We start from the raw sequence: 20,865 nt of genomic DNA on the forward strand, positions 1-20,865 counted from the left end.
TTTCCAGCGGTGCCGGATGCCCTCTTCTCCAGTTCCCGCGCTGGCGGCTGGACAATCATCGACGAGAGATTGCCAATTGCCCCCCGCTGACATCTACTATCAACGTGCCATCGCCGAACGCGCGGCCGCCGCGATCGAAGCCCTACCCTTGCGCAGGCAGCAGCTTGAGCGAAGTGCGCAGCGGTGGGAGGAGATGGCACGACAGGCCGAGGATACCGGGCGCAGGGCCGAGATCAATGAAGCCGAGAAGCGTGCGAAGTCGGTGCCATATTACGCACAACGCGACAGAAACTGAGGCCGTGCTGCCCTCGAGAAATGAGCGCGATAATCCGATCAGACCGGCCGTCTGAGCGGTTGCCCATTCGCGGCTCTGGCCGCTTCTTCGAGGGCGAAACCAATCTCGAACATCAATTCGGCGGCTTCGCCGGCTGTCAGATGTAGCCGGACCGTGCTCGTCCCAACGCGCGCTTCCAGTAGGAGCATGCGGGCGTCGTCGCCCTCTCTATTCGGTAGCGCCCGCACGCGCACCTGCCGGACCGGTGCGTTCTTTTCCGGATCAGAGTCGAACCGAAGCGACAGGCGCCCTGCTTGGCCCTTGTCTTTCGGCAGTCCGCCGGTTTCACCTGTCATCGCCTATCCATCAATCAGGGGGTTGGTCACGGAATCGCTTTTGGTCGATTCAGCCGATAATCATATTTCACACATGGACTATAGATCAATACAACTACATTTTGATGTACTGAACATCACACGATATCGGGAAGTCGATGCCTAAAGCGCCTGACGAGCCGCAAACCCGACCGCACCGAATCCGGCAACTCCAATGCTCATCAGCGCAGGCCATCCGACTGCCGCTATAACCGGCCATCCAAGAAGGTCGGCTGCAGCCACTACGATATGGGGCGGCGCCACGAGCGTGAGCACGGCCATGGCGATCGCGGCCAACCAGACGCGAACGAGCAGTTCGCGGGTCACCGCATTCGGCGCAGCGGGGTTCATACCATGCGATATTTGTCGAATGCGGGCGGCGGTCCGTGCCATGACCCGCCGACTTGTCAGAGCCACGTTCATCGCCAGGAGAAGACAGGCCCATGACAAGAGCGGAGAGACGTCGACATGGTCTGCGCGATCGACGAGCATCGGCCCTGTCAGATCGTATCGCGACAACAGGGCAAAGCCCAAAACGGCAAGGATCCCCATCGCAAACTGCTGGAGTGCGGCAACGACACCGGCGTGAAAGAGCCATAGCGTCGGCACGCGCATCGTCACCTGGACGGGACCTTCCGGTTCGACTGCTCCATCAGCGCGATGAGGCCTTTCAAGAGCATGACCGGCGAAGGCGGGCAGCCTGGGATGTGCAGATCGACGGGTACTACCGCCGATACGCCGCCCAGGACGGCGTAGCTGCCGGCGAAACAGCCTCCATCGGCCGCGCAATCTCCGGCGGCAACGACCCATTTGGGCGCAGGGGTCGCGTTGTAGGTCCGCTCCAGCGCCTCACGCATATTCTTCGTCACGGGCCCCGTCACCAGCAGCACATCGGCGTGACGCGGCGAGGCGACGAAGCGCAGGCCGAAGCGCTCGATGTCGTAGAATGCATTGCCCAGCGCATGGATTTCGAGCTCGCAACCGTTGCAGGAACCGGCATCGATCTCGCGGATCGAGAGGCTGCGACCGAGCTTCTGCCGGGCGACGCCCCCCAACCGACCAGCAATATCCGCGATCATCGACAGATCCGGATCGGGCCGCGGCTCGGTGAGCGGCGGTCGGATCAGGCTTTCGAACAGGAGCTTGCGCATGGGCGGAGCCTATAAGTCATGCCCCGAATAGGAGCAGTTGAACGATTTGTTGCAGAGCGGGAAATCCGCGACGATGTTGCCCTCGATCACGGCTTCGAGCAGCGGCCACTGGAACCAGGACGGGTCGCGCAGATGGCAGCGCTCGACAGTACCGTCCGGACCGAGCCGGAGCCAGCACAGGATATCGCCGCGAAAGCCCTCAACCAGTGCGAGGCCCTCACATGTTTGCTTCGCCTTGGGGAGCGCGACCGCGATGTCGCCGGGCGGCATGCCCTCAATGATCTGGTCGATCAGGCCGAGGCTCTGTTCCACTTCGCGGATGCGCACCCAGACTCGCGCATTGACGTCGCCTTCAGCCAAGATCGGTACGTCGAACCGAAGCCGGTCATAGGGCGCATAGGCAAGGTCATAGCGTGCATCGAAGACACGTCCAGACGCCCTGCCGACATATCCGCCGGCGCCATATTGGCGCGTGAGGACATGGGAAAGCGTGCCGGTGCCGACGGTGCGATCCTGCAGCGATGCGGTTTCGTCGTACAGGTCGACCAGCGGCGGGAAGGCTTTGCGGATCATCGCCACAAGCGCGCTTATGCCGTCCTGACCGGGGCAATCGAGGTCGACGGTCACACCACCGGGAACGACCCGGTCCATCATCAGCCGATGGCCGAAGCATAGATCGGCCTGGCGCAGCACGCGTTCGCGCAGCACTGCGGTGTGGGCATGCATCAACGCGAAGGACGCGTCGTTGCAGACCGCACCGATGTCGCCCAGATGGTTCGCGATCCGTTCCAGCTCGGCCATCAGCGCCCGCAGCCAGTGCGCCCGACCAGGGATTTCGATCCCGAGCGCGGTTTCGGCCGCACGGGCGAATGCGATGGAACAGGCCACGGTGCTGTCGCCCGACAGTCGCGCCGCGAACCGCGCCGCGCGGTCCGGCGCCGCGCCCGCCATCTGCGCTTCCACCCCCTTGTGCGCGTAGCCGAGCCGTTCCTCGAGCCGCACGACGGCTTCGCCGTTCGCGGTGAACCGGAAATGACCGGGTTCGATGATGCCGGCATGGACGGGGCCAACGGGGATCTGGTGCAGACCCTCGCCCTCGGCGGTAAGGAAGGCATAGGCTTCCCCTTCGCCGCTCGCTGCGGACCGCGCGCCGAGCGGATGGTGGACGGACCAACGGCCATGATCGAGCCAGGGACGATCATCGGGCGCGCCCACGGGCTCGAACCCGAACAGGTCCCGGATCGTGCGCTCGAGCCGATGTGCGGGCGCATGATGCCGGGCGACCGAGGGAAACCGCCCCTCCTGGCAGGCAAGGCTTGCGACCGCCAACTGACCACGCTCCGCATCGAGCACCGCCATATGGACCGTGCCTTCATCGCCCCACAGCCCCGACAGCGTCCAGCGTCCCTCGGCAAGCTGCTCGATCAGCATCGACCATGTGTCGGCATCGACCGGTATCCGCGGCCAAAGCTTGTGAGGATGCAGCGGAACCGCGCCGGAAAGCGTTTCGATCAAACTCGGCATGGTTGTTCCCCGGTCAATGGAGCAGCCTCGCGACATGCTGGAACCAGGCGACCAGCGGCGGCGGCAGGTAAATCCCCGCGATCAGCACCAGCATGAGATGGGTCGCCAAGGGAAGATAGGACGCCTTGACCGGCTCGCTATGTCCGCTGGGTTCGCCGAACGCGACGCCCTGAAGCCGCAGCATGAGCGCGCCGAACGCGAACAGCAGGCCGATCACCAGCGGGATCGCGAGCAGGGGCTGGCGCGCAAAGGTGGAACTGACCACCAGAAACTCGCTCATGAAGATGCCGAACGGTGGCATGCCGGCGATCGCGACGACGCCAGCGACCAGCCCCCAGCCGAGCAACGGGTGGGAGACGGTAAGGCCGCGAAGATCTGCGAGCTTCTGCGTGCCCTTGGCCTGCGCGATATGACCGACGGCGAAGAAGATCGCGGACTTGGTGAGGCTGTGCATCGTCATGTGGAGCAGCCCGGCGAAATTCGCGAGCGGGCCGCCGATGCCGAACGCGAAGGCGATGATGCCCATATGTTCGATCGAGGAGTAGGCGAACAGCCGTTTGATGTCCCGCCGACGGTACAGCATGAAGCCGGCAAAAATCAGCGACACCAGTCCCATCGTCGCCATCAGCGGACCCGGCGCAATCGCGCCCGGATTCGCGGCGAGCAGCAGCTTGAAGCGCAGCACGGCGTGGAGCGCGACATTGAGCAGCAGACCCGACAGCACCGCCGAGATCGGGGTCGGACCTTCGGCATGGGCATCGGGAAGCCAGGCGTGGAGCGGCGCCAGACCCACCTTGGTGCCATAGCCGAGCAGCAGGAATACGAAGGCGAGATTGAGCAATGCCGGATCGAGCGCGGCGGCATGGCCGATCAGCACGGTCCAAATCATGCCGTCGGGGCCTTCGCCCACCACCGGGCGCGCCGCCATATAGACCAGGATCGTGCCGAACAGCGCGAGCGCGATGCCGACGCTGCCGAGAATGAAATATTTCCAGGCCGCCTCCAGCGCTTCATGAGTTTGATAGATGCCGACCATCAGCACGGTCGTGAGCGTCGCCAGCTCGATCGCGACCCACATCAGCCCGATATTGTTCGCCAGAAGCGCCAGATTCATGGCGAACAGCAGGATCTGATACATGGCATGGTAGAAGCGCAGCTGGACCGTCGTCAGGCGTCCGATCTCCAGTTCATGGGCGATATAGCTCGCGCTGAACACGCTGGTGGTGAAACCGACCAAGGTATTGAGCACGATGAAGACGATGTTGAGGTCATCGACCAGCAGATAGGATCCAGGCGCCGGCTTGTGGATGAACAGGGACAGCGCCGCGAGCAGCGTCAGAAAAGCCGAACCCGCGTTGAGCCGGGCGGACAGCCTGTACCCCGGCAGGCACAGCAGCAACAGCGACGTCGCGAAGGGTATCGCGAGGATCAGTGCGACATTGTTCGCCGCGATCCAGTCAATCACTTCGCTCATCCGCGCCTCTCCCGGAGATCATCGAGCGCCTGGAGATCGACCGTGTCGAAGCACTCGCGGATGCGGAACAGGAAGATGCCGATGACGATGAACGCGACGAGAACGGAGAAGGCGACGCTGATCTCGACGACGAAGGGCATGCCCTTGGCGCCGGTGGCGGCGAGGATCAGCCCATTCTCGAGCGACATGAAGCCGACCACCTGGCTGACGGCGTTGCGCCTGGTCACCATCATCAGCAGGCCGAGCAACACCACCGACAGCGCGAAGGCGAGATCCTCGCGTGCGAGCGTGCCGGCATCCGCGGTGACGCGCAGCACGACGACGATCGACAGGGCGACGAGCGCGAGGCCCGCCAACATGGTCGTGCCGACATTGAGCGCTGTTTCGACCTCGCGGTGGATACCGAGCCGCCGGATCATACGATGCAGCGCCACCGGGATGACGATCGCCTTGACGATGAGCGCGATCGCCGCCGTCAGATAGAGGTGCGGCGCACCCTGCACATAAGCTTGCCACGATACCGACAAGGCCAGCACCACGGCTTGGAAGGCGAAGACGTTGAGCAGTGCCGACAGGCGATCCTGATAGAGCAGCAGCAGGCTGACCAGCACCAGGCTGCCCGCAAGGAAATGGGCGATATCGAAGGCGAACTTGTCCATCAGAGGCTCCGCGACACGAAGCGCAGGAGCGTGCCCAGGAACCCCAGCATCAGCGCGGCTCCGAGAAGATCCGGAACCCGGAACACCCGCATCTTGGCGATCATGGTCTCGAATAGCGCGAGCATAATGGCGGCCACACCCAGCTTGGCCGCATAGACGACAACGCCGATCAGATGGACACGGAGCGGCGCGCCAGCCGGGGCGAGCCCCCATGGCACGAAGATGCAGGCGATGAGCGATGCGTAGAGCAGAAGCTTGATCGAGGAGGCCAACTCGATCAGCGCGAGGTGCCGTCCGGAATATTCCAACACCATCGCTTCATGCACCATGGTGAGCTCGAGATGCGTCGCCGGATTGTCGACGGGAATGCGGCCGTTTTCGGCGATCGCGACAATGATGAGCGCGATCAGCGCCATGCCGAGCGAAACGCGCAGACCCACACCCGCCAGCATCACATTGGCCACGGTTGAAAGCTGGGTCGAGCCGGCGACCAGAGCGATCGTGAACACGATCATGATCAGTGCCGGCTCGGCCAGCGTCGCGATCATAGCCTCGCGGCTCGATCCGATCCCGCCGAAGCTGGTGCCGACATCCATGCCGGCGAGCGCGAGAAAGAAGCGCGCACTTCCAAGCAGCGCGATGATGACGATAAGGTCCGCCGACCAGCTGAACAGCAGCCCGGTCGCGAAGGTCGGTACCAGGGCCGCCGCCACCCAGGTCGCGGCGAAGACGATATAGGGCACGATCCGGAACAGCCAGGACGCGCTCTCGGCGATGACGGCTTCCTTGCGGACCAGCCGGATCAGGTCGCGATAGGGCTGCAGCAACGGCGGTCCCTGCCGGCGCAGCAGCCGCGCCTTCACTTTGCGCACCAACCCGGTCAGGAGCGGCGCCAACACCAGCACCAGCACCATCTGCGAGATCTGGATCGACAAACCGTCGATCAGCGACATGTCGATCATGGCCATGATGCGATGATCAGCAGGAGGAGGACAAGGGCGCCGAAGACGAGACTGAGATAGCGGCGGATGGTGAGGAACTGCAGATGGTTCAATCGTTCGGCGAGAACGTTGACCAGGCCCACGACGGGATCATAGACCAGCTCCCAGGCCAGATCGTGCAGCGTGACGGTCATGCGCGCGGGGCGACCATCTCCCGGCGCCGGCATGTCGACACGCTCGGTCGCGCGGAAGGCGAAACCGCCGAACACGCGCCGCACGGGCTGGGCGAAGCTGTTGGCCGTATATTGGGTCGCCGGGCTGCTGTTGGGGAATCCGCAATCCCATGCCGGAGCCCTGCGCACCCTGTTCGAAGCGACGCGATGGATCACAAAGGCTGCCAGCGACGCTGAGACGGTGATGAACAGGAAAACCAGCAGGCCGTTATAGGAACTGCGGCTCTCGGCGATCGGCACGATCGAAAGCCAGGCAATATGGGTCTGGACCGGCATCCGCGTGTCCGTAAGCCCATCCACGACAGGCGCGAGCGCATCGATGATGAGTGCCGGGAAAACCCCGGTGAACAGGCATAGCAGAGCCAGGATCGCCATCGCTGTGATCGACAAGCGGTCGACGTCGTGCGCCTTTGTTGCCGCCTCGCTACGCGGCCGGCCGAGGAAGGTGATACCGAACGCGCGGACGAAACAGGCCGCGGCCAGCGCCGCGGCCAACGCAAGCAGGGCGCCGACCACCGGGACCAACAACTTCAGCGCCCATTGCGGAAGGTCGGGACTAAGCAGGATGGCTTGCAGCATCAGCCATTCCGACGCGAAGCCGTTGAGCGGTGGCAGCGCCGAGATCGCGGCGGCGCCGACAAGGAAGAGCAGGCCCGTCGCCGGCATCCGGTTCAACAAACCGCCGAGCATCTCCATTCTCCGCTCGCCGGTCGCCGTAAGGACCGCACCGGCGCCGAAGAAGAGCAGGCTCTTGAACAGTGCGTGGTTGAGGACATGGAAGAGAGCGGCAGTCATCGCGAGCGCGGCCGCCGCCTTCATGCCATTGCCCTCGAACGCAAGCGCGAGTCCGAGCCCGACGAATATCAAGCCGATATTCTCGATCGTGCTGTAGGCCAGGACGCGTTTGATGTCGTTCTGCATGAGCGCGTAGAGAACGCCGAGCGCCGCCGTGCCGGCGCCAGCGATGAGCACCGGAACACCCCACCACCAGGCCGGCGGCCCGAGCAGATCGAACACGATCCGGATGAAGCCGTAGACCGCGACCTTGGTCATGACGCCGCTCATCAAGGCCGAGACATGGCTGGGCGCCGCCGGATGGGCGAGCGGCAGCCAGACATGCAGCGGCACGAGTCCGGCCTTGGAACCGGTCCCGAGCAGGGCAAGGGTGAGCACCAGCCCCGTAAGGTCGCCAGATGGTCCGCGCGCGCGCATCGTCGCGAAGGCATATCCGCCCTCGGGGCCTGCCAGGAGACCGAAGGCAAGCAGGAGCGCGAACGTCCCGGCGCTCGCCATGACGAGATAGACATAGCCTGCCCTGCGATTGTCGTCGTCGCGATGGTGGGTCATGACCAGTGCCCAGGACGCGAGCGACATGAATTCCCAGGACAACAGAAAGGTGAAGGCGTCATCGGCGAGCAGCACCAGGTTCATGCCGGCGAGGAACGCCGGAAAAAAGGGCAGCACACGCCGGGGCTCGCTTTCGTGGCGGCCATAGCCAAGGCCGTAAAGGCTGGCGGCCGCGCCGCCGAGGTTGATCACGAGAACGAAGAATGCACTGAGCGCGTCGAGGCGGAAATTTGCGCCGATCCACGGCAGGCCCAATGGCAGGACCGCTATCGAGTCGATCGCAGGGCTCGCCAGGAGGTGGACCAGCGCGACTGCTACGGCCAAACCGCAGGTGGCAATGCTGACACCATATACAGCCCGCCGCGCCAGTGCAGATCGCCTGATCACCACGCCCAAGCCGACAGTGCAGAGCAGAACCGCAACGTGCCACAGCAGCAGGATGATCGGCGCCATTCCCACGCCCCTATGCCAACCGTGATCCAATCGGGACGGATGGCCCGGAGCCACCGGTCCCGGCGAGTGCCTTGAACCGAACGCCACGACCTCCGCCCTGGCTGACTGCTCCCTCCGCGATAAATTCGATGTCGGCCCTGTCGAACGCCGCGATCAGCTTCATCAGCGATTCCACATTGCCGCGGATGATGTCCTTGCTGGACTCCATCCGCTGGATCGTGGGCATCGACAATCCGGACAACCCGGCCAGCTCGCGCTGGTCGATCCCGAGCAGGGCGCGGGCCCCTCGCAACTGGGCAGCTCCGATCATACGCAAGCCTCCCGCCAAGCCTTCAACGATAGGATATCAGGTTTGCTTTAGCAATGATAACATGCCAAGATATGATATTGATGTTTTATATATCTGTTGTGATGCAACCTTCAACCCGGGACGCAGGTCCGTAGATGGTCGAGCCCACACCGCTTCTGTCCGCTTCGCGCGGATTGTGTCCTCGCTGCGGGGCGAGGGGTTTATTCGCTGGCTGGGTGCGCTTCGCGCCGGGCTGTTCGGCTTGCGGCCTCGATTACGCCAGGTTCAATGTCGGTGACGGCCCCGCGGCCTTGTTGGTCATGATCGTCGGGGGCATCGTCGTCACGCTGGCGATCACCACTGAACTCAGTGCGCACCCCCCATTCTGGGTGCACATCATTTTGTGGGTGCCGTTGACGATCGTCCTCGTCATCGGCGCGCTTCGGCTTGCGAAAGGGCTTCTGCTCGCCTTCGAATACCGCCACACTAAAGAGAAAACCCCTCCCGATGGCCCGGCGCAGTGAGCATCTCAGCGCACACCGGCGTTGGGGCTGGATGCGCAAGAGCGTGACCCGCGCAATCCAATCGTGGCCGTTCGGCATGCCCTGCCCCTATGGTACAATCCGGCAATGACTCGGAGTGACAAGCACCTCGGGATCCTGGCCATCTGCTTGTCGGCGCTGGCGGGGTTTGTCGATGCCGTGGGCTTCATTCATCTGGGCGGATTTTTTCTCTTTTCGGTGAGCGCCAACACCACCCTCCTGGGGATCGGGTTGGCCGAGGGGTCGGCGCGGGCGGCGGTCGCGGCGGGCTTGATCGGAACCTTCGTGCTCGGTGTGATGGCTGGTTCGATCGTGCTGCATCGTGCCCGGCACCATCCTCGCGCAGCGGTTCTCGTGCTGGTCTGCATGCTGTTGCTTATAGCCGCGAGCCTGAGCGCTTTCGGCGTGGCGCATGGTCCGATCGTCGCGATGGCATTGGCCATGGGAGCCGCGAACTCGGTTTTCGAGCGTGACGATGAGGCAGGCAGCGGGCTGATGTCATTTACCGCGCCGCTGGTGAAGCTGGGCGAGAAAATTGCCGGCATGGACGAGGGCAATGGCCATGGCTGGGGCCATTACCTCCTCCTGTGGCTGGGCTTTGTGCTGGGCGCAGGAATTTACCAGATGGTAGCGCTCGGCACGGTCTGGATCGCCGCGGGCGCCGCAGCACTCCTTGCCTTCGCAGCAACAAAAATCGAGAAAGGCGGCGCAGCTTCGCTTCCCGGGATGTTCGATGCCTGACTTCACCGTGTATCCATTCGATCGTCCCGCATCCATGCCTGATCCCATGCCCCCGCGCGAAGCCGGCACGATTGGCGGCGAAATCGTTCTGCCTTCATCGGGTTGGGCAGCGGTGCTGCGCGGCGCGCGCTGTCCGCCGTCAGCACCAATGGCACAGATTTGAGGTTGTAAATTAAGGAGGGTTTGGGCTTCGTCGTAGTGACGAAGGAACGAAGATGAAGCCCAAACCCTCCTTGAAAAATTCGCCGACAAAGGCCCCTGCTGAGCGTGTTGTGAAGGATATCCGGCGGCAGACCCGGCGCCATTTCTCAGCCGAAGACAAGATCCGTATTGTGCTGGACGGTCTGCGCGGCGAGGACAGCATCGCCGAGTTGTGCCGCAAGGAAGGCATTGCCCAAAGCCTGTATTACACCTGGTCGAAGGAGTTCATGGAAGCGGGCAAGCGGCGCCTGGCCGGTGACACCGCCCGTGCTGCGACCACTGGCGAGGTGCAGGATCTGCGCCGCGAGGCCCGTGCCCTGAAGGAATGCGTGGCCGACCTGACGCTGGAAAACCGCCTGCTTAAAAAAAGCATGATCGCGGATGGGGGCGACGACGAATGAGGTATCCCGCATCCGAAAAGCTCGAGATCATCCGGATCGTCGAGCAGTCGCACCTGCCCGCCAAGCACACGCTGGACAAACTCGGCATCCCCCGCCGGACGTTCTACCGCTGGTACGATCGCTTCGTCGAAGGCGGGCCGGAGGCGCTGGAAGATCGGCCATCGGCGCCGAGTCGGGTGTGGAACCGCATCGGCGACGATATCCAGGGCCAGATCGTCGAGATGGCGCTGGATTACAGCGAGCTGTCACCGCGCGAACTGGCGGTGCGCTTCACCGACGAGAAGCGCTACTTCGTGTCGGAGGCCACCGTTTACCGCCTGTTGAAGGCCCACGATCTGATTACCAGTCCGGCCTATGTGGTGATCAAGGCCGCCGATCGCTTCCATACCCAGACCACGCGTCCGAACGAGATGTGGCAGACCGATTTTACCTACTTCAAGATCATCGGGTGGGGCTGGATGTACCTGTCGACCGTGCTCGACGACTTCTCGCGCTACATTATCGCCTGGAAACTGTGCACCAACATGCGCGCCGAGGATGTCACCGACACGCTGGACCTGGCCCTTAAGGCTTCCGGCTGCGACAGCGCCACCGTGCTGCACAAGCCCAGGCTGCTCAGCGATAACGGCCCCAGCTACATCGCGGGCGAACTGGCGGAATACATCGATGCCCAGAAGATGAGCCATGTACGCGGCGCTCCGATGCACCCCCAGACCCAAGGCAAGATCGAGCGCTGGCACCAAACCCTGAAAAACCGCATCCTGCTGGAAAACTACTTCCTGCCCGGCGACCTTGAGGCCCAGATCGAGGCCTTCGTCGAGCATTACAACAACCAGCGTTACCACGAGAGCCTGAACAACGTGACGCCCGCCGACGCCTACCTCGGCAGGGCTCCCGCCATCATCAAACAGCGCGAAAGGATCAAGCGAAAGACCATCGAATATCGGCGCTTGCAACACCGCAGGCTCGCCGCTTAACATCAACCCCAAGACGAGGCCCGCACTCCGCTAATTTACGACGCGACGTGTGCCAAATGTTCTGACGACGGACAGCCCGGCTCATCACCGCAGAACCATTCAATATAGTCCCCCTCCTCGCGCACCCAGGCCACCAGATCCCCCGCTGTGCGGAAGGAATAGGAAACGATTTGGCCGTCAGGGCCATGCCAGTCGACATTGGTAAGCGCCGACCACAGATCGGCGCCACAGGCTCCATCGAATCTGACCCGATCACCGACCGCCCGATCGACGGCAGCCTCGAACTGCTTGCGGGGTCGATGGGTCAAACTGCTGGGAACGCCCTCGAAATCTTCTCTGCTGAAAAAGGGGAAGGTGACCTCCATCGTGTGTGTGCAGCAACCGCCCGATTACCGCGGGCCTGCAGTCAAACCGCTCTACCTGTATCGCAAAATTCACCGGGCGGTTGCAAGCATCAGGCCGCTAGCGGCAGCGCTTCGGAAAGAGAGGAACCGCCCCACTCGATTCCGGGTACGATCGGATTATCGTCCGTACCCGCCAAACGCACCCGTTCCATCGCATTGTATCGAGCGATGAGCAGCCGAACGTCCGGTGTCGCACGGAGGAACAATTTCGAAAGCAGCAACCCGATCGATGCAGCCCCTCCCCGTGCCGCCAGATGACCCGCGAAGATATCGAAGGGCGGATTGAAGGCGCCCGTCAGTGCACCATTCGCCCAGGAACACCGCTGAAAAACCAGGCCCAGCATCTGCCGCTTCATTTCATCGGGAAGGCCGGGGAGCCGCAGATGCAAGCTCCGACCCATATTCAACAGGGCCAGGCCGGCATCGAGCAAGGCACCTGGCATGCCAGCCGTTGCGCTCCGATGGCGCAAGGACGCCACATTGATTTCGTCGTCTCCATCTTCCAGACAATCTGGATCGATTGCGTTGCGGATCTCCTCGAACTGATCCCTTCCGCATCGGAGCTTCGCGAGCAGCTCCAGGAAATGCTCCTCGAGTGCCTCCTGCCGGACGAAGCGCTCTGGACATCGCCCGCGAAACCCGGAGCAGCGATAGTAGATATATTTGCCCTTCTGCATCTGGGCGACGAGCGCGCAGCCGCAATGTCCACACTTGATCAGGCCGGTGAACGGGAAGAAATGCGGCTTGGCGCGGATGTTGGCGCTGCTCCGCTCATCAAGCGTCTGCTGGACCGCCTCCCAGATATCGGTGGATATAAGCGGTTCGTGTGTCCCAGCGTAAATCTCGCCCCGCCATTCGAATGTGCCCGCATAGAGGCGATTGCGCAGCATGCCATGAACGGTGCTGACGCCGACCGGCCGACCGCTCCGGCGGTAACGCATCCCGGCGTTCCGGGCCATCACGGTCACCTCCTTCAAGGAATAAAGGCCGGTAGCGTACCAGTCGAACAGGCGCGTCACTATCGGCCCTGCCTCCGGATCGATGGTGATGACGTTCCTGCCCTGCCCGTCCCTGACGTTGCGATAGCCGATTGGCGCGCAGCTTGGCCAATGGCCCTGCTGCGCCTTCTCGATCATCCCTTTGCGCGTTTCCTCGGAAAGATTGTCGATATAGGCCTTGGCCATCAGGACCTTGATGCCATGGACGAACTTCTCCGATGATCGGCAGCCTTCAGACATCACAACATTCTCTTTGACGAAATGGACCTCGACGCCGAGGTCGTCGATCGTCGCCCAATCCTTCAGATTGCGGTAGAGCCGATCGGTCTTCTCGACGAGAATGATCCGGACCTCCGGATGCCGGCGCAGATAACGTAACATGTTGCCGAAGGCTGTCCGGCCACTCTTCCTGGCCGTCTCTACGTCGACATGGCTCGATACCACCGCGATGCCATTCAATGCCGCATAATCTTCCAGCAGCTTGACCTGAGCGGGGATCGAATAGCCTTCACGCTGCTGCTCCGGCGTGGAGACCCGTGCATACAGGACCGCTTCGCGGACCTTGAGATGATCGTTGTTCTTACGATGCTTATAACGGCTCGCTGCACTTCTCGGCCTTGCCAACACTTTGCTCCTGTTTGGTTTTTGGGAGAGAGGCCATGGCACGAGAGAGCCTTACATTCGCAACATGATTTGATGGAGTCCACAGACCAACAGCCTTATCCGCTTTGCCCTATGGCATATGATTCACCCGCCGATTTAGCCGCTCTTGCCGCCGCCGCTGGCAGGACCGTCAGGTTTCGCGAGGAAATGACGGCTCGCGCAGGCGGGATTCTCAGTCCGGCAGATGTCGCGATGATGCTCGATGTGCAGCCCGCTGAGGTCCACGCTCTGCAGGGCGGCCGACACATTCTGGGCGTGCCCTATGAAAGCGGGATCCGCTATCCCGCCGTGCAATTCGTAGACGGCAAACCGCTGCGCAATCTCGATCGCATGCTCCAGGCTTTGGGCGACATGAATCCCTGGGAGCAACTCATGCTGCTGACGACGCCGCTTGAAGGATATGATGAACAGCCCCAAACGGTGTTACAGTTACTCGCCAAGCAGCCCGATACGGATCGCCTGCACCAACTGACTGCACTGCTCTCAAGCTGGGCAGCATAATTTTCTCTTCGACTGGAAGCCAGATAACCCCGCGAATGTTCGCAAGACTTATAAGATGGGACTTCCGGCCTGCTCCATCGCTGCGATGAAGACGGCATAAGGCAGGACAAGCGAAAGGGGCGCTTTCGGAATTTCCAGGGCACCATAGGATTTATACCAATCCGCCGCCCGCTGATCCTTTGCGTCGATCAACAGCAGCGAACCGCCCACCTGGGCAGAGACCTGAATGCAGCGCCGTGCAGCCGCGATCAGCAATTCGCCGCCAAGTCTCTGTCCCTGCATGGCCTTGCTCACCGCTAACCGACCAAGGCGAAATCCACCGATTGGATGCCGCCCTGCCCCGGCAGGCCGCGCCGCCTCTGGAGCAAGGTCGAAATCAACCTGCGCAGGGCTCAGCGTGTAGAAGCCGAGGATCGTTGTTCCGTCGGCGGCATCAACTGCCGCATAGGTCTTCGAAGCACCACTTTCGTGTGCCTGCCGGGCATATTTCGCCAGGAAGTCGTTCAATTCGGCTTGGCCGCAATCAAACCCCTTGCGATTGTGTCGCTTGGCAATCGGCTCTTCACGCCAGTCGGGCAAAGTCATTTACGAGCAGCGAGCGACCGGGCTGCCGCCTGCAGCTTGGCGTTAGGCTTCGGCGGATTGTCGAGCAGATTGAGGACGAAACGGGTCTGTTCCTCATCCAGACTGAGCCGTTCCGCTTTCTCGATCACGGCTTCCGCCGCCTGCAGCGCGTTACGCAGCACAAAATCCTTGAGGCTGGTTCGCTCAAGTGCCGCAGCGCGCATCAACCGCGCCTTCTCGGCCGCTGGTATCTGCATCGGGAAGCGACTGCTGGTCTCTATGGCGACTCTGGGCATGGGACGATCCTTCTGACAAACCCCATATAGGCCTATCGCGTCCTGGTAGCAAGCTATGTTCAATGAAAGCACATACGATACTCCCGGTGAGCACCGACGCAAAGCATGATCCTGCCACAAGCCATTCTCATCAGGTGAGGAGAAATGCCTTTGATTGCATCATGACATCCCTGACAGCCGTCTGGCGTTGTAATGAGCGTACACGTTGAGGCGCCAATCCGAAGAGAATAGTAATTCAAACCCGGTCACGGAGCCCAGCGCCGATAACTTGATGCATGGCGCCTTCATGTTCCATTATCTGGCCATAATGGAAAGGGATGTTTCCAATTTCGTCCTCGATCGCTGCCCGTCGAGCTTTACGTTGAGTTCCATATAGGTCGGAGCGCCGCGTATCGGCGCAACCGATACCTCCGCCACGGTCCCCGGCCAATCGACAGGACTCACTCGTCCCATTCAATCCTGACCTGCGCGTCCAGGGCTTGTGCCGCCCGCACGATGTGTTTCAAGGAAGGCCGGCGGCAGGACTTTTGAAAGAAGCGCCCCGTCCCTGCCCGCCTGTCCAGTTCAACGAAGGAAATGTGCATCTCCTTCGAGCGCTTGCGGATCGCATCGAGCGCCGGATCCTCGAACAATGCCAGTCGCGGTCTTCGCCGTTCGGCCCCGATATGGGATGCCTTGCTCTTGATCTGATACAGCCGCAATCCGGGAAAAAGAGTCGTCAGTTCCTTGTCGGCCACGCTTTCGCGATAGGCTTTGCGAAGCCGCGCCACCTCCACATTCGTCCAGACATGCCGCCGGCACACGATGCCGAGTGCCCGCACGCGATGCTTTATCGCCGACAGCGTCCGGTCCGGCAGTTGCCTCTGCAACGCCCGGTAGTCGGGATAAACATCGCGCAGCATTCCATCTTCCGCCATAGACCACTTTTTACACGCCCTCTCCTTTCCTCGATCATTTCGACGTTTACTCATTGGGCCATGAGATCGCCAGGCGACCACCAAGGATTGTCATTGCCTTCTGCAGGGCTCGCCAATCGAAGTAACGGGGCGAAACGAAATAGCGGTTCCGACCCACAAATGCGTCGAGATCGGTCATGGAAAGGCGGCATGAGAAGGCCCGTTGCCTGATGCTGTCGACCAGCGGCATTCCCGTCAACTTGGGGGCGCGCCGAGGACGACGATATCCCATGCGGCAAGCCTTCTTCCATATTTGCGACCGGGTCTTGCCCGGGAAGATATCGAGCAGTTCCGCCACAGGCACGCCAGCCACATAGGGCTTTCGAAGGCGAACCGCTTCATCGCCGATCCATATCTTGCGCGGAGGTATCAGGCCCAATTGACGGGCTTTATGAGCCACGGCCCCAGGAGTCCTGCGCGGCAAGGCGAAACACGCCGCCTCCCTGTCGGGGAAAGTCTCACACAAATGGGCTATTTCATCTGCCGTCCAGACAGGATCACCGGCGATGGTGCATCCCGTCCTTTCGATGTGCCAAAGCAACGTCATCCGCCCACGTTCACCGCGGCTCTGACTGTATGAAGGAATCATGGTGCGTCCCGGGAGGTTTCTGCTCCGTCGCAGAATAGGGACAATCTATGCGTCCTCGTGACATCGCAGCCGACGTGCGATGTGGCTTGGAAAAATCTCCCCTTTGCGCAACGCACTGTATCCCCCGCTCGGTCCTTTAGCGCGCTCATTCAGCGCTACTCGAACCCACTGTCCCAAATCCGGCATTCATGTGCTCAACTCGGCGCAAAAGGGCGGAAATCAGAGCAATCGGCACTTCAGTGCCCTACCCCTTGCACTGCGAATCGGCTTGCTGCATCACGATGCTTAGCCAGACGAAAAGATTGGATGTGCCACAGGCTCTTCGGGGTTTTGAACTGCCAGTCTGATCGGAAGGTCAAGGCATCAAGCATATGGAGGCTTGCCGCCTGCTCTTTGAACATGTGGATAGGGTCGGCAAGCGACGTTTACGATCCACGGCTCGGAAGCGGATGTGCCACAGGCTCCAATAGGGAGTTCTGAACTGCCCCTTCCATGCCGGATGGATAGTTAGGTTACTACCCGATAGCGACCATGGCCGACCTTCAGAAGGAGCCCATCATCGCACATGCGGGAGAGGTAGCAGCGAGGAATACCGATGTCCGTGAGATCCTTGGTTCTCACTTCGCCCCGCTCTCGTACAAAGGCGACGGCGCGTTCCCTCAAGGATGGTTTCGGACCTCCTGCTGATTTGATCCGTTCCTTACGGTCGCGATCACGCTTGCGAACACCATGCGTGGGCTCTCGTGGAAATGACAAAGGTGCGTCCGCAGCAAATTCACAAGACAACACCACCGGCTTTAGCAAAGAATTTCTTGCTAAAGCACGGTATCGTGATATCGTTTTTCTTGCTGCCTCGGATGCGAATATTAAAATTGTTTTAGACGTATCCTGAAATGGGAGCCACTAAAATTCACAAGGGATAATTGTGTCTTTTTTCAACGCATTAGCGTTCTAGACCTGTTTTTGTTCTTTTTTCGAATTTCCTATCTCTTTGTTTTTACTTCCTTTTTATTTTCGCCTTTGTTCGAATCTCATCTGGGGTTCGTCACCCGCTTGCGCCTCTGCCGGTCGACACCGAAGATCATGGTTTGAATGCCTCATTTCCGCCAGGACGGTCCCTGCACGGACGCTAAATTCTTCCTGTTTCTTCAACGGTATGAACACTGAAAATCTCCTTGCAGCCATTCCCTAGCCCCTCGGGTCCGGCGACTCAGAAGCCGCAATTCGCTTCGTCCTCAGCAATATGCTTGGCTCTCAAAGGCCCCGCAATAGCCAGGGCACTGAAGTGCCGATCCGGCAAAAATTAGCAGAATTGCGCTGAATCCGCGCCAAAGCGGCACTATAGTGCCGCTTTGCTCAAATCCGGCCCCCGACGCCCTCATTCACGACATTCAAAGGATAAGTTCGGAACCCAGTCCGGCATTCCTCCTCCCCACCAGACCGTTAAGCTCCAAGCCCAGTTGAAGGGCCGCTCTTTGGCAACGGTTGGGACTTTCCGGTCAGTCGGCTTACCGGCAGTTGCAAAGAATAGTGACGTCGCCCAGCAACTGGGCGCCCTCAGATCAATGCCTAAGGTGAGACATTCCTACCGTTCCCGTCGGAACCCGAGGCAAGGCGTTCCCTGTTCCGTCGACGACCGACGCGAAGGTACGTGCACGACGCTACAGTGACCGCATGAGATAGCGCAACTCATTCTGCACACCACTGGACAACAAAGACACAATTGGTTCACCACCCTAGAGTTGAATTGGGGGGTATCAAGTGGCGACTCGCACTGTCGGTGACACGGACGAACAGACTTCAGTTTTTCAGAGCGATCTGCCCATCGACGACAAGCTGGACAGAGCGAGGATGGATCTGCTCGACCTGTCGGCTAGGAACCGCCTCCTCAACATGCCGCGGTCCGGAAAGAGCGCGAAGGCCGTTCAGGTCGTCGATGAGAAGAGCGCTCAGATATTCAGACTGCTGGTCAGCGAGGGTAAGGTCTTCACCTTCCTCGCCGGACGCCTATCGCCGCAGGATACCGCTGAGGGTGAGGAGGAGCCGGACGAGATCGCAGATCTCGCCCAACCGGAAGACGACGAGCTGGATGAGAAGGGACGAGCCTCCCGCCATGTCGACACCCGTCTTCAGACCCGCCTGACCTCTAAGGGGTTGCAGAAGCGGCTGCTCGAACTCTTCTACGACGCCCGCACCCTCGAGGAGGAGCAGGGCGTCAACATTCTGTATCTCGCCCTTGGCGCGTTGAAGTGGATCGACCCTCAGAACGCGGCCAATGTGCGCTACGCACCACTGCTTCTCGTACCGGTCTCGCTCGAGCGCGGCAACGCTGGCGAGAAGTTCAAGCTGCGGGCCCGTCAGGAGGACTTCGCCGCGATATCACTGGAGGCTTATCTCGACCGCGTCCACGGTATCCGGCTTCCCGCGTTCGAGGCGACCGACGGTTTCGACTTCGACGGCTATGTCGCCGGGGTGGCCGACGCCGTCGCCGCGAAGCACGGCTGAGCGTGCGGGAAGGGTCGATGGCGGCGGGCAGTCAGGATTGTGATGCTATCGCGATAGCTGAGTGGTCCGCAGCAGCATCGACCGGAATTCCCGCTTCCTTACGTTCGGAGTATCGGTCGACCAACTGCGCCGCGTGGGGTCGCAGAAGCACGGTGAAACGCACCAATTCCTCCATCACATCGACGATGCGGTCGTAATAGCTCGACGCGCGCATCCTGCCATCCTCGTCAAACTCCTTATAGGCCATCGCCACCGCCGACTGGTTCGGAATCGTGAACATTCGCATCCAGCGGCCCAGCAGGCGTAGCGAGTTAAGGGCGTTGAACGATTGCGAACCACCCGACACCTGCATAACTGCAAGCGTGCGACCCTGTGTCGGCCGCATTCCGCCCATTTCAAGAGGAAGGTGGTCGATCTGCGTCTTCATGATGCCACTGATCTGGCCATGCCGTTCCGGGCTGCACCAAACCATGCCTTCCGACCAGAGCGCATGCTCGCGCAGTTCATGCACGGCCGGGTGGTCGTCACCCGCTACCTGATCGGGCAGCGGCAGATCGCTGGGATCAAAGATGCGTGTCTCGGCGCCGAAATATTGCAGCAAGCGTGCGGCCTCTTCCACGGCAAGGCGTGAGAATGAGCGCTCTCGCAGCGAACCGTAGAGAAGCAGAATTCGTGGAGACGGCTGGTCCGGACCCAAGCCTGTAGCGGGGCGAGCCAGCGCAAATGCCTTGTCCAGGGCAGGAAAATGATCTGGGGCGGCGAGTGCGCGCAGTCTCATGCGGAGATACCTTTCTCGTACCAGGGGCGGGTCCGCTTCACTAAGACAACGATCGAGAGCATCACCGGCACTTCGACCAGAACGCCCACGACTGTTGCCAGTGCAGCACCGGAACTGAAGCCAAAGAGGCTGATGGCGGCGGCCACAGCCAATTCGAAGAAGTTAGATGCGCCGATCAGTGCGGAAGGTCCGGCGACGCACCATGCCACGCCAAGCCTGCGACTTAGCCAATAGGCGATGCCGGCATTGAGATAGACCTGAAACAGGATCGGCACGGCAATCAGCGCGATTACCAGCGGTTGGCGAACAATCTGTTCCCCCTGAAATCCGAAAAGCAGAACCAGGGTCAGCAGTAAGCTGGAAAGGCTGATCGGCCCCAATGCCGACAGGAAGCGCTGAAGCCTTTCCTCGCCACCGCGCAGGAGGGCGTGGCGGAGCATCTGCGCGATTACTACCGGCACGATGATGTAGAGCCCGACCGAGAGCATCAGCGTGTCCCAGGGTACGGTGATCGAGGCAACCCCAAGCAGCAGACCCACAAGCGGAGCGAAAGCGAACACCATGATGAGGTCGTTGAGCGCAACCTGGCTCAGGGTGTAGTTCGCCTCCCCGTCGACGAGGTTCGACCAAACGAAGACCATCGCCGTACAGGGCGCCGCAGCCAGCAGAATCAGCCCTGCAATGTAGGACGATGATGCGCCGTCAGGCAGGAATGGGGCAAACAGATAGCCGAGGAAGAAGGTGCCCAACAGCGCCATCGAGAATGGTTTGATTGCCCAGTTCACCACGAGGGTGACGCCGATGCCCCGCCAGTGCTCGCGCAGGCTGTGCAGCGCTGCGAAATCGACCCGCAGCAACATAGGGATGATCATCAGCCAGACCAGCACGGCGACCACGAGATTAACACTTGCGATCTCCAGCGCCGCAATCGCCTCGAAGGCGCCAGGAAGCAGATGCCCGAGACCGATCCCAACAACAATGCACAGCGCCACCCAAAGCGAGAGATAGCGTTCGAACAGGGACATGATCT

The 20,865-nt window shown here is 61.2% G+C and carries 24 protein-coding genes; 6 read left to right on the top strand and 18 right to left on the bottom strand.

Annotation, left to right across the window (positions count from 1 at the left end):
* Nucleotides 1-76: 76 nt before the first annotated feature.
* Nucleotides 77-295: a hypothetical protein gene (locus WFR25_RS19570; RefSeq protein WP_048577802.1), complete on the top strand. Its 219-nt coding sequence runs from the start codon at nucleotides 77-79 to the stop codon at nucleotides 293-295.
* Between the two features lie 38 nt (nucleotides 296-333).
* Here WFR25_RS19570 and WFR25_RS19575 read toward each other — a convergent pair whose 3' ends face one another.
* The 9 genes from WFR25_RS19575 to WFR25_RS19615 all read right to left on the bottom strand — a co-directional run bounded on the left by WFR25_RS19575 (nucleotide 334) and on the right by WFR25_RS19615 (nucleotide 8,740).
* Complete coding sequence (locus WFR25_RS19575) at nucleotides 334-630, bottom strand: hypothetical protein (RefSeq protein ID WP_048577803.1); 297 nt, start codon at nucleotides 628-630, stop codon at nucleotides 334-336.
* Between the two features lie 141 nt (nucleotides 631-771).
* Complete coding sequence (locus WFR25_RS19580) at nucleotides 772-1,269, bottom strand: hypothetical protein (protein ID WP_148564797.1); 498 nt, start codon at nucleotides 1,267-1,269, stop codon at nucleotides 772-774.
* Complete coding sequence (locus WFR25_RS19585; protein ID WP_048577805.1) at nucleotides 1,266-1,799, bottom strand: NADH-quinone oxidoreductase subunit B family protein; 534 nt, start codon at nucleotides 1,797-1,799, stop codon at nucleotides 1,266-1,268. The genes WFR25_RS19580 and WFR25_RS19585 overlap by 4 nt, the downstream gene beginning before the upstream one ends.
* Nucleotides 1,800-1,808: 9 nt before the next feature.
* Nucleotides 1,809-3,323, bottom strand: a complete 1,515-nt coding sequence (locus WFR25_RS19590) for a hydrogenase large subunit (protein WP_048577806.1) — start codon at nucleotides 3,321-3,323, stop codon at nucleotides 1,809-1,811.
* 13 nt (nucleotides 3,324-3,336) lie between these two features.
* Nucleotides 3,337-4,797, bottom strand: a complete 1,461-nt coding sequence (locus WFR25_RS19595) for a hydrogenase 4 subunit F (protein WP_336972992.1) — start codon at nucleotides 4,795-4,797, stop codon at nucleotides 3,337-3,339.
* Nucleotides 4,794-5,456 carry a hydrogenase-4 component E gene (locus WFR25_RS19600; RefSeq protein ID WP_272799601.1) on the bottom strand — a complete coding sequence of 221 codons (663 nt, stop codon included), beginning with the start codon at nucleotides 5,454-5,456 and terminating at the stop codon, nucleotides 4,794-4,796. Before WFR25_RS19600 ends, WFR25_RS19595 begins: the two co-directional genes overlap by 4 nt.
* Complete coding sequence (locus tag WFR25_RS19605; protein WP_336972995.1) at nucleotides 5,456-6,424, bottom strand: respiratory chain complex I subunit 1 family protein; 969 nt, start codon at nucleotides 6,422-6,424, stop codon at nucleotides 5,456-5,458. The genes WFR25_RS19600 and WFR25_RS19605 overlap by 1 nt, the downstream gene beginning before the upstream one ends.
* Nucleotides 6,415-8,430, bottom strand: a complete 2,016-nt coding sequence (gene hyfB / locus WFR25_RS19610; protein WP_336972997.1) for a hydrogenase 4 subunit B — start codon at nucleotides 8,428-8,430, stop codon at nucleotides 6,415-6,417. Before hyfB ends, WFR25_RS19605 begins: the two co-directional genes overlap by 10 nt.
* Nucleotides 8,431-8,440: 10 nt before the next feature.
* Entirely contained in the window at nucleotides 8,441-8,740 is a 300-nt protein-coding gene (locus WFR25_RS19615; protein WP_272799604.1) for a helix-turn-helix domain-containing protein, read from the bottom strand.
* Between the two features lie 134 nt (nucleotides 8,741-8,874).
* Between WFR25_RS19615 and WFR25_RS19620 the strand changes: the two genes are divergently transcribed.
* The 3 genes from WFR25_RS19620 (at nucleotide 8,875) to WFR25_RS19630 (ending at nucleotide 11,581) form a co-directional block, all read left to right on the top strand.
* Complete coding sequence (locus tag WFR25_RS19620) at nucleotides 8,875-9,243, top strand: DUF983 domain-containing protein (protein ID WP_048577809.1); 369 nt, start codon at nucleotides 8,875-8,877, stop codon at nucleotides 9,241-9,243.
* 147 nt (nucleotides 9,244-9,390) lie between these two features.
* The gene (locus tag WFR25_RS19625; RefSeq protein WP_272799605.1) at nucleotides 9,391-10,002 is read left to right on the top strand and encodes a YoaK family protein; all 612 of its coding nucleotides are present in this window, start codon (nucleotides 9,391-9,393) and stop codon (nucleotides 10,000-10,002) included.
* A 215-nt stretch (nucleotides 10,003-10,217) separates the two neighbouring features.
* Nucleotides 10,218-11,581, top strand: a protein-coding gene (locus WFR25_RS19630; protein WP_336967452.1) for an IS3 family transposase whose coding sequence is annotated in 2 segments (ribosomal slippage) — nucleotides 10,218-10,565 and nucleotides 10,568-11,581 — 1,362 coding nt in all. Because the reading frame shifts where the segments join, the coding sequence is not laid out codon by codon here.
* Between the two features lie 35 nt (nucleotides 11,582-11,616).
* Here WFR25_RS19630 and WFR25_RS19635 read toward each other — a convergent pair.
* Nucleotides 11,617-11,889: a hypothetical protein gene (locus WFR25_RS19635; protein WP_336972999.1), complete on the bottom strand. Its 273-nt coding sequence runs from the start codon at nucleotides 11,887-11,889 to the stop codon at nucleotides 11,617-11,619.
* A gap of 146 nt (nucleotides 11,890-12,035) precedes the next feature.
* A complete protein-coding gene (locus WFR25_RS19640; RefSeq protein WP_336973000.1) occupies nucleotides 12,036-13,607 on the bottom strand; it encodes a recombinase family protein in 1,572 nt (523 codons plus the stop codon).
* 231 nt (nucleotides 13,608-13,838) lie between these two features.
* Between WFR25_RS19640 and WFR25_RS19645 the strand changes: the two genes are divergently transcribed.
* Entirely contained in the window at nucleotides 13,839-14,147 is a 309-nt protein-coding gene (locus WFR25_RS19645) for a hypothetical protein (protein WP_336973001.1), read from the top strand.
* Nucleotides 14,148-14,195: 48 nt separating this feature from the next.
* Here the strand turns inward: WFR25_RS19645 and WFR25_RS19650 are convergent, their stop codons facing one another.
* The 5 genes from WFR25_RS19650 to WFR25_RS19670 all read right to left on the bottom strand — a co-directional run bounded on the left by WFR25_RS19650 (nucleotide 14,196) and on the right by WFR25_RS19670 (nucleotide 17,344).
* Nucleotides 14,196-14,732 (bottom strand): GNAT family N-acetyltransferase, encoded by a 537-nt coding sequence (locus tag WFR25_RS19650; RefSeq protein ID WP_336973003.1) that lies wholly within the window; start codon nucleotides 14,730-14,732, stop codon nucleotides 14,196-14,198.
* A complete protein-coding gene (locus tag WFR25_RS19655; protein ID WP_336973005.1) occupies nucleotides 14,729-15,007 on the bottom strand; it encodes a type II toxin-antitoxin system TacA family antitoxin in 279 nt (92 codons plus the stop codon). Before WFR25_RS19655 ends, WFR25_RS19650 begins: the two co-directional genes overlap by 4 nt.
* A 440-nt stretch (nucleotides 15,008-15,447) precedes the next feature.
* Nucleotides 15,448-15,909 carry a hypothetical protein gene (locus WFR25_RS19660; RefSeq protein WP_336973006.1) on the bottom strand — a complete coding sequence of 154 codons (462 nt, stop codon included), beginning with the start codon at nucleotides 15,907-15,909 and terminating at the stop codon, nucleotides 15,448-15,450.
* Nucleotides 15,910-15,970: 61 nt separating this feature from the next.
* Nucleotides 15,971-16,261 carry a hypothetical protein gene (locus WFR25_RS19665; protein ID WP_336973007.1) on the bottom strand — a complete coding sequence of 97 codons (291 nt, stop codon included), beginning with the start codon at nucleotides 16,259-16,261 and terminating at the stop codon, nucleotides 15,971-15,973.
* 798 nt (nucleotides 16,262-17,059) lie between these two features.
* Nucleotides 17,060-17,344: a type IV toxin-antitoxin system AbiEi family antitoxin domain-containing protein gene (locus WFR25_RS19670; RefSeq protein ID WP_336974978.1), complete on the bottom strand. Its 285-nt coding sequence runs from the start codon at nucleotides 17,342-17,344 to the stop codon at nucleotides 17,060-17,062.
* A 1,059-nt stretch (nucleotides 17,345-18,403) separates the two neighbouring features.
* Between WFR25_RS19670 and WFR25_RS19675 the strand changes: the two genes are divergently transcribed.
* Nucleotides 18,404-19,057, top strand: coding sequence for a DUF4011 domain-containing protein (locus WFR25_RS19675; protein WP_336973008.1), 654 nt, complete (start codon nucleotides 18,404-18,406; stop codon nucleotides 19,055-19,057).
* A 31-nt stretch (nucleotides 19,058-19,088) separates the two neighbouring features.
* Here WFR25_RS19675 and arsH read toward each other — a convergent pair whose 3' ends face one another.
* Complete coding sequence (gene arsH / locus WFR25_RS19680; protein ID WP_336973009.1) at nucleotides 19,089-19,835, bottom strand: arsenical resistance protein ArsH; 747 nt, start codon at nucleotides 19,833-19,835, stop codon at nucleotides 19,089-19,091.
* Nucleotides 19,832-20,860 carry an ACR3 family arsenite efflux transporter gene (gene arsB / locus WFR25_RS19685; protein ID WP_336973011.1) on the bottom strand — a complete coding sequence of 343 codons (1,029 nt, stop codon included), beginning with the start codon at nucleotides 20,858-20,860 and terminating at the stop codon, nucleotides 19,832-19,834. Before arsB ends, arsH begins: the two co-directional genes overlap by 4 nt.
* Between the last annotated feature and the right edge of the window lie 5 nt (nucleotides 20,861-20,865).

Source organism: Sphingobium aromaticiconvertens, from assembly GCF_037154075.1.
Classification (GTDB): domain Bacteria; phylum Pseudomonadota; class Alphaproteobacteria; order Sphingomonadales; family Sphingomonadaceae; genus Sphingobium; species Sphingobium aromaticiconvertens.